Origin of the sequence: Blautia sp. HCN-1074, from assembly GCF_037890165.1 — a bacterium.
Classification (GTDB): Bacteria; Bacillota; Clostridia; order Lachnospirales; family Lachnospiraceae; genus Blautia_A.
This window is the reverse complement of the sequence record NZ_JBBKBP010000028.1, coordinates 42,786-56,115: the sequence shown is the minus strand read 5'-3', so window position 1 is coordinate 56,115 and position 13,330 is coordinate 42,786. Positions and strand designations below refer to the sequence as shown.

General features: G+C 33.0%; 11 protein-coding genes. 1 reads left to right on the top strand and 10 read right to left on the bottom strand.

Annotated features, from left to right (window positions below):
* Window positions 1–350, top strand: a 350-nt coding sequence (locus tag WKT11_RS17390; RefSeq protein ID WP_340285267.1) for a transposase domain-containing protein, incomplete at its 5' end; no start/stop codon positions are given.
* A 91-nt stretch (window positions 351–441) separates the two neighbouring features.
* Here WKT11_RS17390 and WKT11_RS17385 read toward each other — a convergent pair.
* The 10 genes from WKT11_RS17385 to WKT11_RS17340 form a co-directional block, all read right to left on the bottom strand.
* On the bottom strand, window positions 442–2,160 hold the full coding sequence (locus tag WKT11_RS17385; RefSeq protein ID WP_118137289.1) for a reverse transcriptase domain-containing protein: 1,719 nt from the start codon (window positions 2,158–2,160) through the stop codon (window positions 442–444).
* 156 nt (window positions 2,161–2,316) lie between these two features.
* Window positions 2,317–2,850: a restriction endonuclease subunit S gene (locus tag WKT11_RS17380; RefSeq protein ID WP_118137291.1), complete on the bottom strand. Its 534-nt coding sequence runs from the start codon at window positions 2,848–2,850 to the stop codon at window positions 2,317–2,319.
* Entirely contained in the window at window positions 2,837–4,663 is a 1,827-nt protein-coding gene (locus WKT11_RS17375) for an HsdM family class I SAM-dependent methyltransferase (protein ID WP_243099622.1), read from the bottom strand. The genes WKT11_RS17380 and WKT11_RS17375 overlap by 14 nt, the downstream gene beginning before the upstream one ends.
* A 220-nt stretch (window positions 4,664–4,883) precedes the next feature.
* Complete coding sequence (locus tag WKT11_RS17370; RefSeq protein WP_118137295.1) at window positions 4,884–5,261, bottom strand: hypothetical protein; 378 nt, start codon at window positions 5,259–5,261, stop codon at window positions 4,884–4,886.
* Between the two features lie 13 nt (window positions 5,262–5,274).
* Window positions 5,275–6,795, bottom strand: coding sequence for a PIN domain-containing protein (locus WKT11_RS17365; protein WP_182364479.1), 1,521 nt, complete (start codon window positions 6,793–6,795; stop codon window positions 5,275–5,277).
* 4 nt (window positions 6,796–6,799) lie between these two features.
* Window positions 6,800–7,330 carry an ATP-binding protein gene (locus WKT11_RS17360; protein ID WP_118137297.1) on the bottom strand — a complete coding sequence of 177 codons (531 nt, stop codon included), beginning with the start codon at window positions 7,328–7,330 and terminating at the stop codon, window positions 6,800–6,802.
* A gap of 507 nt (window positions 7,331–7,837) precedes the next feature.
* Complete coding sequence (locus WKT11_RS17355) at window positions 7,838–8,425, bottom strand: hypothetical protein (RefSeq protein ID WP_340285266.1); 588 nt, start codon at window positions 8,423–8,425, stop codon at window positions 7,838–7,840.
* A 17-nt stretch (window positions 8,426–8,442) separates the two neighbouring features.
* A complete protein-coding gene (locus tag WKT11_RS17350) occupies window positions 8,443–10,938 on the bottom strand; it encodes a DEAD/DEAH box helicase family protein (RefSeq protein ID WP_118137299.1) in 2,496 nt (831 codons plus the stop codon).
* Window positions 10,908–11,498, bottom strand: a complete 591-nt coding sequence (locus WKT11_RS17345; protein WP_118137372.1) for a class I SAM-dependent methyltransferase — start codon at window positions 11,496–11,498, stop codon at window positions 10,908–10,910. Before WKT11_RS17345 ends, WKT11_RS17350 begins: the two co-directional genes overlap by 31 nt.
* 253 nt (window positions 11,499–11,751) lie before the next feature.
* Complete coding sequence (locus WKT11_RS17340; protein ID WP_118137301.1) at window positions 11,752–13,323, bottom strand: hypothetical protein; 1,572 nt, start codon at window positions 13,321–13,323, stop codon at window positions 11,752–11,754.
* Window positions 13,324–13,330: the final 7 nt, after the last annotated feature.

The window sequence follows — 13,330 nt, the reverse complement described above, 5'->3', positions numbered from 1 at the left end:
GCGTTACCGTAACAGACTCAAGACTCGCTTCAAATGCTGTGATTAGCAGCTTATTTGATGGGGCTTCCACCCACCGGACTATATACCCTTTGCTGGACGCACGGTCAGACCCTCCGTATCCTCCTCTCGTACTGATTGAATCTTCTAACGGAGCAAAAGCAAGTGCGATCCTGTATAGTCTGGTAGAAACTGCAAAAGCAAACACGATAAATACTTTCGAATATTTCAACCTGCTGCTCACCGAGATTCCACAGCACATGGAGGATAAAGACCTCAGTTTTATTGATGATCTTCTTCCATGGTCATCCAGAGTGCAGAAAGAATGTCCAAGTAAATACAAAAAATCCTAATTTTTTAATGTATTTTCCATTTCTATAAAATTCTCTCAATCCCCGCTAAAAATGCGGGGATTTTTGTTATCCAGTACTCATGTTTGACGGCTTACTCGGCATCTTCCCTTGATAAAGACAAATCTGTTAATACTTTAGGAAATAATGATGATGTCAAAAATCTATCATAATTATAATTATCTACCATTTTTATCTTAAAAATAGGAAGCCACCATTTCGAAAATAGAATTTTACTTTTCCAATCCGTTTCCTTCGTCTGATTTTTATAACCATCACGAATATATCTCCATATGTCTTTATTTTTTTTCTCTCCCCTATTTATAAAATGGCTTATAATTATAGGATTCGAATCAGTAAATTCTATATCTCTTATATAAGTTTGAAATAACTGTGTTTTATCTGATTCATCCATATTTTGTGTCATTACATAATAATGCCATATTTGAATAAGTGTATCTGAATAATGATTATCCACAAATTCTCTTTTTCCCTTTAATTCCTGAAGCAATATTTCTTTACTTTGAGAATTTTTCAATATCATATTCAAAATTTTATATATATTGTAGGCCAAAGATTCCTCATCAAATACCAAAGCCTGAAAATAATAAAACCATGAATCTTCTTCAATAAACTGAATTTTTCCCAATTCTAATTTCTTCAAAAATCGAGTTAATATAGTTTTTACCTGTCCAATCCGTTCTTTATCAAGCAAATCAGAAATATAATTCTTTAAATCAAAAAAGTGATCATAATTTAATTCTATAGTCTCATGACAATCATCATCCAAATATATAAATTTCTCACATACTTCTTTCTTAGATATATAAAAACCTTTACTTCTCGTAGTCTTCCCTCTTTCAACTTTATTTCCATTAATTCTCAAACGATACTTTGTTAAAATCTTTTGCACTTGCATTACCATATCTTCTAATTCTTGTTGATTGTCTGAGTAAAATGTCATATCATCTACATATCGTATATATCCTATTTTTTTCTGTCCAATCATTTCCCGGATATCATAATCAACACACAACATCAATAATTCCGCGCCAATATGTGAGGAAAAATTTCCCGCAGGTACTCCCTTTGTTTGATTATCATTAATCCTCTGATGAAATTTATCTAAAAAATCATAGTATCTTTGCGAAAATCCCAATCTTTTATATGGTTCACTCTTCCCAATTCTAGCTAAATAATGCGTGTACAAATTAGGGAAAAAAGATTCTATATCCATTTTTATAAAATAAAGTTTGCTTTTTTGGCAAGACTGAATTCTTTTTTTGGCATCCTCTATCTTCATCCACCTAGTCACTTTATTATTTTCATTAGTAAAGACTCCTTCCTCTACTTCTTCACAATCATATGGAGTACCAACCCAAAAGCTCTCATTCACAACTACATAAGAATTTGAATTCTCTATATACTTTAAATTATCTTCGTTAATATACAACTGTGCAAAAATATCTTCAAAGACATATAATGAATTGTAAATGAAAGCACAATAATGAATCAAGTTAACCATCTGCATTTCTCTCAAAGTTTTATTCTTTTTAAAAACATAATATGTAATAGCCTCAACACCAGGCTTTCTTAAATAAGATGGTGAATTAATCCCTTTAAAATCCTTAATAAACCCATCCTGCTCTAACTCATAATAATTATATTGTCCTTGCTGCATCTTATATAGTACATCTTTTAAATTTTCACAAATTATTTCAATGTCCACAAGTTCAGGTAACTCTGAATACCACATTCCCTGCAACAAAGCACTCATATTCAAAGAAAAATTAGGGTTACTAAACTCTATCATGTTTTATCTCCGTTTTCCTTAAATGTAAATTTTTATAGTTAAATGGTCAAACACTCCGTATTCACATTATTAAACATATGCTTTCCATTGAAGAATTGGCTACTAAATTTCCTAACGATTATAAGGAACTTTCAGAAGAATTTTATGTTTTATCTCTTATTCTGTACACTCAACAAATTCTTTAAGACTCTCAATTGTACTTTCAGCTACATTTAATATTCCCTGCATGAATTGTTCCATATAGTACCAATCTACTTCTCTTGTTTTTTCATTAACAGGTAACTGTATTATTTCATCTGCAATTGTTTGTATATTAAGTTGATCTGCATATGAATATTTTGTTAATGCGTTACATATAACAGATGCAATAAACAATCCAGATAGTTCTGTTAATTTATCATTTCTCAACATAATAATAGCAGAACCTGCACCACCACGTCCTAAAAAACTTTTTTTCTGATAAAAGGCAGAACCATCTAAAGGACTTACTGTAATGCAATTTCCACGATCCAATTCTTCTCCTACATTTGGTGTACACCATTTTACAATTCCATTGTTAAAATTCCCCGAAGCAACAAATGGCACATTTCCTTCAGAATATTTTGCTTGGCTTCGTGCGATAGGTCTACTGATTTCAAATAACTCACCAATAATGAAATTTCTCCATTTACTTGTATTAACTTTTGCCATTTCCCATACCACTTTTCTTTATCTTAATATTTATTATACCATTATCTGCTTCAACCTTGCTTGTATACATCACTTTAGTGATTAATTTCTCTCGAAATTCTCTTACATCTATTCCCTTTTTGAACATAACATAGTCCATTGCCGTTTTTCTAAAATCTTCTTCAAAAATTTCGAATTCCTTTTGGGGCATTTGATATGATAAATGTTCATCTGTATTTAACCATTGACATGTATCATCTCCAGATTGTTTCAAAACAATATCAATCCATTTATTTTCTATTGCAGACCACTTATCGTAAATATCATGTCTTCCTTTATTTTTTACAGTTGCAAGTCCGTCATCTTCCATCCAACATGCGAAAAACTCATTTTTTCCCTGTGCAACTCCTGCTTCAAAAATAAAAATACTTGTTGTAACTCCAACATTAAAAAATAAATCCTCGGGTAATTTAATTACTTTACGTAAACGATGATGTTTCAAAATTCGTTTTATCTGTACTTTTGAAGTTTTTTCTAGTTTTTTATCCGGTAAAATAAATGCGCACATTGTATGTATCGGCACATTATCTAATACATTCTCAACAATTTGTATACATCCATATTTTTTTTCATAGGGGGGATTCATTAAAACTTTTGTTATCTTTTGTTTCTTAATCCAATTTCCCGCCGTTTCTGTTCTTGCATCCATTTGTTCCAAATTTGTTTTTCCATCTTTATGTATTAACATATTTGCACATGCTAACGCATAAATTTCTCTGTCAAATTCAATTCCAAAAAGTTGCGTTTTTTGAATTTCTTTCGCTTTGTCTGTCTGCAAACCACCTGCCTCTTGTATCATATTTGCCATAGACTTTACAAGAAAACCACCAGAACCACAGCAAGCATCAAGCACCCTATCATCTTTATTTACTTCAAGAATTTTATACATAAAATCAGTAATATGTTCGGGAGTAAAAATTTGTCCGGATTCTGATTTTGCTTTATATCTATTAAATTCGTTGAAAAAAATACCCATCACATCTTCACCGCGCCAAGCATCAGAATTTAGACAATCACTAATTTCAGTAACCCAATCTATAAACTGCTCGATTAAGTTTTTTACTCTCTGCTGTTCTTTTTCATCTTCACTATCAACATTCAAATTCATTTTGATTTCCGAAAATACATCTGCCAATAAAGATAATTTTTGATTCTGTTTTTTATCTCTCAATAATTCTTTGTTCAAACAATTTAAAATTGCATTGTGAAATTCAGAATAATCCATACCTTTTACCATTAATGCATTAAAACGTTTTGCAACTAATGCACATGCTGTAAAAATCATTCGATGATATAAATTTTTAATTCCAAATTCAAAATGTAAGCAATTATTTATTTTTGCTGTTAACTCATAGATTGTTTTTTTGTTAATTCTATTTACTTTGAACAATGAAGTATAAAATTCCAAATTTTGCAAAATATTTGAACCATTTCCTTGAAATTCAACTTCTCCTTTGAATACTTTTGTATCATTTCCATTGTATAAAATTCCAACAACTTTTTTATATTTACTCTGTACAATTTTAATATTTTTTATAATTTCATCTGTTTGTTTATCCAATTGCACGTCTGAAGCTTTTGTCTCTAATACAATCGCCGTTTCGGAACAATCGTTCGGAAAATACCAACCATCTGGTCTATCTTTAACTCCCACAAAACCAAGCTGATTAAAGCTTGTTATCTGTCCTACTCCGGATTTTATATTTTTACTGTTTTTAAATCCAAGAATCTTCCTGGCTTTATCTCTAACCTCATCTTCTGTCAATTTTTCCATAATATTTTCTTTTCCTTAATAAATTTCTATAAAAAGTCAACAGCATTGTACAACACATATCTGCAATACTCCATTTAATCCTTAACTTTGTGAAATTTCTGCTCAAAATAATACATTTAATTTGACGCTAATATTAATCTTAATGCTAGTTAAAAACTGAAAGAGTATTCATTGCTTACTATTACACCTAAGACGGATCGTAATCAATCTGTCCTTCCTACTATTCTATATCTACATACAAAAAAGATTGCGGTGCAAATATGACATTATAATCTGATAAATCTCGTGGAGGATCAAATATTTCTACTTTTCCTAACTCATAGGCACATGCTATTTTACATCCATGAAAATATTCTCGATATTTTTTTCTGCTAATGCCAGCATTGCTTTTAGTCTGTTCCCACAAAGTAGAAGGGGCAGCACAAATAGTCCCCAATATCTCAACTTTTGCCACCACTTTCATTATGGGATATGTGCTATATATAAGTAGAACAGAACTGTTACTACGTGCTAACCGTTTACGATATTCATACTTTTTTGTACCAGCTAATATTCTATCAACATATTCTGGTTTTATTGATAATAGAATTGCCTTCAAAATTATATCCTCATCATTCTACATACTTAATTTCTGTTTTAGAATCATGCATAATCTGATTATATTGTTCATCGCTTAATCTCATAAACGACCGCGGTCCTCCTGGCGCACAAACAATATGATTCTCCCAAAGATAGCCCAATGTCAATCTTTTGTTCAAGCTTTTAACAAATATAAATTTTAATATTTTTAAATTGTGCTGGTGTTCACGCCAAAATTTTTTTAATTCTTCGGTAGAAAAGACACTTCGATTCTGACAGATACTTAGTAGTTCCTCCTGAGAGTGAATGTTGCTAATAATTTCATCTACCATAGCGATTGTTGTGACAACCGAAGTATACTTTTTATTTGAACCATTAGGGCCTGTTCGATAAAATAGGATGAAGTCGCCTGGCTTTACACCATTTCCTAGGGCCCATGAAATATAAACTTTTTGTAATGCATACCGATGCGGCTTTCTTCCGAGAAAATCAATTTTATTCTCGTTATTCAGTTTCGAATCCGGAAGTAATGTAGTATGATATTGCGGAAAAATCGGTAAAATATACTTATTACACTCATACCGAATATTGGGAAAATTCTTACGAAAAGAAATATTGTGGTCAAAATATTTCATTCTTTTTACTAAAACCTGTTCTTCCTTCCCATTTCCAATCTTTACTCCATATTTAATAAAGCCCCATCTTTTCAGTAATGCAACTAAAGCAGATAATTCTTCCCTATCGTTATAGAGAGTTACATAAATTTCATCAACATTACATTGCAAAGCATTATCAAAGATAATTTTGACAAAACGCTCACCCAATCTAAATCCTGTAGATTCAACTTTAAACGTTCCCACTTTTAATCTGCGCATCGGTTTAAATGGAGGAACGATATCCGAGTAATTCTCATTGCCCCCTTCTGTCTTTAAATATAAAAATCCTAATACTTTTCCTGCATCTGTATTACATATGTAAGCTTCTTCATCACATTTGCGAGAAAACCACTTATCAAATTCTGGATAAGCAGTACGAAAACTATCAAAAAAAGGATCCGTTAAATCAACATTTCCAAAATAAGTTTTTTCAACGGCAAGCATTTTATATTCAATGAGACTCGGGTTTTCAGCTGTAGCAGTACTGATAAATGCATTTATTGAAAAAACTCGATCCTTCAACCCTATCTTTAACGCCTTATTTCTTAGTCTTCGATCCTCTGTAATCAGTATATCAACTCTATTTAAATATACTTCAAACAAAAGGCAATCATCAATCATATCATTTTCTGTTTTTTCTGGAATTCCTATTAATTCCAAAAAAGAACAATCGGGTTTCTTAATCGTTTTAATCAACTCATATGATTCTAATTTTACCGAAATAGCCTCTTGCGTTTCGGAATCGCGATATTTGCTTATTTCAGATATAGAATACGGATGAATCACTTTGTCATAATTTAGCTTATCTAGCCATCGAAAAAGGTGACCAATACTATAATTAGAAACACGTTTATTTTCTCTATGAATAATTATATTTGTGTCAAGCAAAGCCCTCATAATTTCAGCCCCTTTCTATTTGAGATAAGCATGTCGTAACATCTGTTTCATCGAAAAACATATGATGAACATAAAGATTACAATTTATACTTGCAGCAATCTCATGCGCTTTTTTAGATTCTGTTTTTTGTAAAAAGGATATTTGTTTTTCGGAATACTCTTTTTTATCTCGTTCCGATAAATTTTTTATAATTTGTGAAGTTGAGGCCTCCAATAAAATCATGGTCTCTATTTCCAAATCATAAAACACATTACTTGGTAAAACATCAACATTTCCATTTACATCAAATATGCAAAAATGCCCCGCCAGAATAATGCTAGGAGTCACTTTTAAGAGTTGTTTAACTTGTGAAACCAAAATATTCTGATTTTCTTCTTTATCTTTAACAACTTTATTTGCTCCATAATTTTCATCATTGACCGCACTAATAAGATCACCGGCAGAAAAATTAGGAATTTTTAATATAGTTGATAGTTTATCACATAATGTACTTTTCCCTACACCATAAATTCCAGCAACAAATATTGTCCCCATACATTTACCTCCATTCACTGATTCATTACTATGTATATTTTACATCAAAATCAAGTTAGAATCTATCGCATTTTGGGCGAATATCTCATCTTTAACTCATGTTAATTCATATTTTTAAGCATCAGATTCATATTTCATTTGCAAAAACATATAAAACTTCTGGCAGGTTAAAATGAAAGAATTTTTCTCATTTTAACTTATGATAATTTTTTACATAGCACCATAATCATTTCTCAATACTATATCTTTTCTACACCAAATGTTTATTAAGTCTAATCCTCTCTTCCGCCCCATTATCAAATCTATACACCATCCTTCTCCGATCAAGCACCGGATTCGCATCGTGTATAACGCTATGATGATTCGGGCATACTATCATCTGATTATTCGCATCATTATTCAAACTATTAACAAAATAATCAATGTGATGTGCCTCTGCAATATGTGAACCATATTTTTCTCCAATCATCTGTCCGCATATCTGGCATCGGTATCCGTACAACAACTTCAAATTTTCTCCAATTTTCTGTTCAGTTTACGAATCTTGACAATTTGTAATTTCTTTTCTATTCCACTACTTTTATCTTCCATCTCATATTCTATTTCGTTCTCCACAGTCCGCTCTCGCATTCCTTGAATTGCCTTTTTCATAACCTGAAAATCTTCCTGTGCTATTGGCTCCAGAAGAAAAGTATCTTCATATTCTGTGGTATAAATAGCAAGATATTCCTTTAGTCCATCTGGCATTTTTATATAGCTTCTGTCTTTAGGATCTCTGCTTTCACGAATCATCTTTATGTAGCTCATGCTTTTAAAAAAATATTGCTGAAGTGCCTGTGACAGCTCACCATTTTTCGGATATCTGATCTGATAGGCATCCTTCTTTCTCTTTTCTACTGAGTTATTCATATTAACGATTTTGGCATCATATGTTTTTCCATTCATGAAAAAATGAATGATTTTGGATTGTCCACGTTGTAAAAAATTCTCCATATTTCGAAGAAAAATTACCTGATTATCTAACGGCAAGGTAAAGCCTTCCATCAATGTAGACCAGTCTATTTCTTTTTTATACACATAATTTTCTGATTCCATACGCATCTTCTCCATCACTATAAAAGTGCTTTTATCTTCTCTTTATATCGTCTCCGATAATAGTCCATCGCCCTATACTCAATAACATCCTTCATCTGCTCTGCCAGCACTGGCTCCTTCACAATATCTTCCATTTCATCCCTCAACGCCAACGCCGCGCCATCCTTTTTCACAAAGAATTCTTCCCCAGATTTTAACAGAAAGTGTACCGGCATTTTCATTATCTTTTGGATATGATTCTTATCCGAAATCTTACGATATTCCTCATATGTAATCTCTTTCTCCAAATCCTTCCAATTTGTTCCTGTGAAGAAGAATTCTTTCCAGCTTGTCAGAAGTTCCGCCTCTGACACCTCCATTCTCACATTCCCATGGTTATAAAAAGCCATCAGTACCGACATTTTATACACCTTGCTCATGTTGGTATTTTCCAGCAGTTTTATAAAGTCTTTTCCGATTCCCCGGCAGAATCTTTTCTGCTCATCTGTGAGTTCATCCAATTCTTCCAGGTAATTCAGATACTTTTTAAACGGATTTTCATTCGAATGTGTAACTGCCATCTGATAAACATCATCATCCATATAAGTAAACAGATCCATTCTGGTTGGTTGTTTGCCAAGCAATTCTTTGATCCGGAAATACTCGTTTCTGATCTGCTCTTTGATCGTCAGCTGTTTCTTATCCATTTCCGCAAACAGATCAATTAATCTCATATCAAAATCAACGAAGCATTCATCTGGATAATCTGCTTTATCTGCCGGATAATATGTTTCTTTTCCTGTTTTATTTTTCCCTGTCAACAAATATCTGACTCTTCCCGCTTTTTCATAATTGCCGATAAAGTCCAGAACATTGAGATATTCTTTTCCCTTATTTCTGCGCAATCCCCTTCCAAGCTGCTGTAGAAAGACAACCGGGGATTCTGTCGGACGCAGGAACATTACCATATCAACTGATGGAATATCTACACCTTCGTTGAACATATCCACTGAAAAGATAACTTTGATTTCTCCATTTTTCAGTTTCTCAATCGCTTCTGCTCTGTTCATGGAAAACTCTCCATCTGCATTACTATAAACTGCTGCCGACGGAATTCCTCTTTTACCGAATTCTTTTGCCATTTCTTCTGCATGTTTTCTGGAACAACAGAATCCTAATGCCTGACTGGAGCCATATTTGCAGTAATATTTGTAAATCAACTCATACCTGTAAGCATTCCCGATATAAGTTCTGTTCAGTTCTTCTTCTGCATATTTTCCCTTAACTATATGTAGCTTTGTGTAGTCAGTCTCATCATAAATTCCATAGTAATGAAACGGAACCAGCATTCCCTTATTGATTCCATCTTTCAGTGAAATCTCATACGGCACATTATAATCGCAGATTTCATATATATTTTTGCCGTCCATTCTCTCAGGCGTTGCCGTCAGTCCAAGGAGAAACTGCGGTCTGAAATATTCTACAATTCTTCGATATTGGTCATTAACTGCATGATGAAATTCATCAATCACCACGTAATTGAAGTAATCTGGAGCGAAATATTTTTCATTTAAATATTCCGGTTTTCCAATGGTCGCTACCGAAGCAAATATAAGTGGCTTATCTGTGCACTTCTCAGCTCCCATAAAAAATCCATAGTCTTTGGAATTTCTTACGTTCTGAAAAGAAACTGCTGCCTGTTTCAGAATCTCTTCCCTATGCGCAACAAACAACACTTTCTCATATTTTTTTGAATCAAAAGCAGCTAAAAATGTTTTCCCTATGCCCGTTGCAGCCTGAATGAGTGCTTTCTGTGCTCCTTCTGCTCTTGTATCTTCCAATGCGCACAATGCCTCGATCTGTGCTCCTCTTGGTTCATATAAAGGTTTTATTTTTGTATCATTTGTTTCCGACTCTGTAAAGTCATATCTGTCAAGGTCTTTTGCCACCGCCGGACGATGCCAGTTCTGGGAGTAACGTTTTAATTCTTTGTCATCAATGATAATGGAATGATTCTCAAATAAATCCTCAAATGTACGAAAGAATTCTTTATAGTTTTCCGGATCTTTCTGACTGCTGAAGCGATAATTCCATTCTATTCCTGAGGTCAGCGCACTTCTGGAAATATTAGAAGAGCCGATGTAAAGTTCACTGTAATCTGTATAATGGAAAATGTAAGACTTGGGATGAAAAGACCGTCCTTTTTCACAATAAAATCTAAGATCAACTCTGTCACCAAGTTTTCTTTTGATCAGATATAGTGCTGATGGCTGTGTAATTCCAAGGTAGTTTCCTGTCAGGATTCGGATTTTGGCTCCACGTTTCAAAGTATGTTCCAGTTCTTTCAGCAGCATTCTCACTCCGGATTCCATAAGAAAAGAAACAATGATATCAACGCTTTCCGCTTTTTTCATACTCTGGATCAGCTGATAATATAACTGTCTTCTTTTATCCGGTCCGCCGGTCATTGCATCTGTGGAATATTCATTTTCATACTCAATATTTACTTTTTCTGTAGAAGTAAATTCAGCCATTTTTCCTCACCTCTTCCCGGTCGGACATCTCCTGTGATCCAATGTTCTTCTATTTTAAGGCCATGCATGTCACGTATGAAATCTTTAAATGTATCTGTTGTAAAATCAGTAAAATATCTTCCATTTCGTTCGCCTTCAAATTCTCCGTATTTGAAAGAGGTATAAATCCATCCTTCCGATTTCAATGCTGCATACATATTTTCCAAAACTTCATGCAGTTGTTTTTTGGGTAAATGGAGAATAGATGCACAAGCCCATATGCCATCATATTTTTCTTTTTCATCCAATTCCTGAAACAACATCTGCCTAACTTTGATTCCCGTATATTCACTTGCAATCCGACACAATTGTTCTGAACCGTCAATTGCATCTACCTGGTATCCACGACTCAAAAAATACTTTGTGTCCCTTCCTGCGCCACAGCCAAAGTCGAGAATATACGCATCTGGGTTCAATTTCTCCAGAAATTTGTCTTGTACTTCTGTAAACTTTACTGAAACAGTCCCAGAGGCAAAAGACTGCGCATTTTCGTTGTAATATTTTAATGTTTTATCTGTCATATATGTCCATTCTTCAAATGCCTGTTTAGCACACTGATTTTTAACCTGTTTTAACCGCATAATACATTTTGTCTTTTATGCTCTAATTTTCCTAATAAATTCAGTTTCTTTATGTCCACATTATACAATTTTTCGACATAAACAGCAACAATTTTCGTCAGACATTTCCTGTTATGTTCACTTGTCTGTAATACCAAAAAGAGATATATCAAACTCCTGATATATCTCTTACATTACTTAAACAATATTTTTATTATTGTTCTGCATTCTTTTCAATTATAAAAGTATCTTTGCTCAACTTATGATCCATTATATCTTTTTTATTCTTTTCTCTTGTTTGTACACTTTTTCGAATTCTTTGCTTATTTCCGCACTCAAGACATGGCACAATACTTCTTTTTATAGAATGCGGTGTTCTCATAAATTCTCTTCCACAAGTTAAATGCTTGAATTTCATATCCGCTCCACTTGCGACATACATACTTTGTATTTCATATTCTCCCAGAAAGTTTTTTTCCAGATATTCCTCTACCTTTTTTCGACCTTTACACTGATAACATTTTGTACCATTTCGTATTCCTAAAAGCGTGGCCTTGAACTGTGTCCCACATTTTTTGCACTTCCATACAGCTGCAGTTTTGTTATTTATAAAGCCTGATATCAATTCTACTGGAAGCGCACTTTCTTCAACTTGCCTTACGGCCTCTTCTACAGTCCATTTAAGAGTTTTCTTCGAATCTGGAAATATATCTATTCCCATCCATCTCTTGTACGTAGCAGGATTCAAATCCAATTCTTTGCATATATCACCACTTTTCTTTCCATTTTCCTGCAATTTTCTTACTGTAGAGATTATTTTTTCTTTTTCAATATTTTTTTGAATCTCTATCTTTGATATCCCATCCCATAATCCATCATTCACAAATTTATATTTAAATCCTGGAATACTTTTTACAGATATCTTACACTTATCTGCAATTTTGTAATTATCCTCTCCATCCTTTAACATTTTTAAAATTTCTTGATCCCTTTTAGTTGAAAAATTCCGAATTACCTCTTTCCAATCTATTTTCTGAATGTTAATTATATCTTTTAATTCATCATTTTTTTCTATGCTTTTCCTTATATATTTTAATGATGATTCTCTTGCATCAACTACAATCAGCTTATATCCTATTTCTAATGCAATATTTCTTTTCATGAGATCATTTTTCTTCTCATCTTCTAAGGTTCTGCCACCCATTTCAGCAAATCCACGCCCATAATGCTGACGTCCATGAATTTCAATCAGAATTTTTTTATCATCTAACTCAAAATCATAAAAAAATTTTTTCTTTTTCCAATTCACACATTTTTGGCAACTGTATTTTATCTCTAAACAGTCAAGAATTGCCGCAAACATCCTTTCTCCATAACTCCTTCCATCTCCGCACGATTTGCACGGAACATATTTTCTCTGATAAACCGTATGGATAGATTTATCTCTACAAATCTTTCCACAGTCAGGACAATAAAAATCCGCTTTCTTATGCGACATACAGGTATATTTATACGGGTACTCCTTATTTACAAACATAACGGCAAAATTTGGATCTGCCACTATTATTTTAGGATGATAACATAATGGACATTTTGGGGTTCTATATTCTATATGGCTCTCTTCCATCTCAAATTCATGTTTATTCGGACAAACCAATGTATACCTTTTCCGTTGAATTGCTTTTTTCGTATAATCTTTTCTTTTTTCTCGTTTTGTGATGACGTATTCTCCATTCTCCCCTTTTATTATCTGTCCAAGTTCAAATCGATATTTTCCACGTTCCATAGAATAT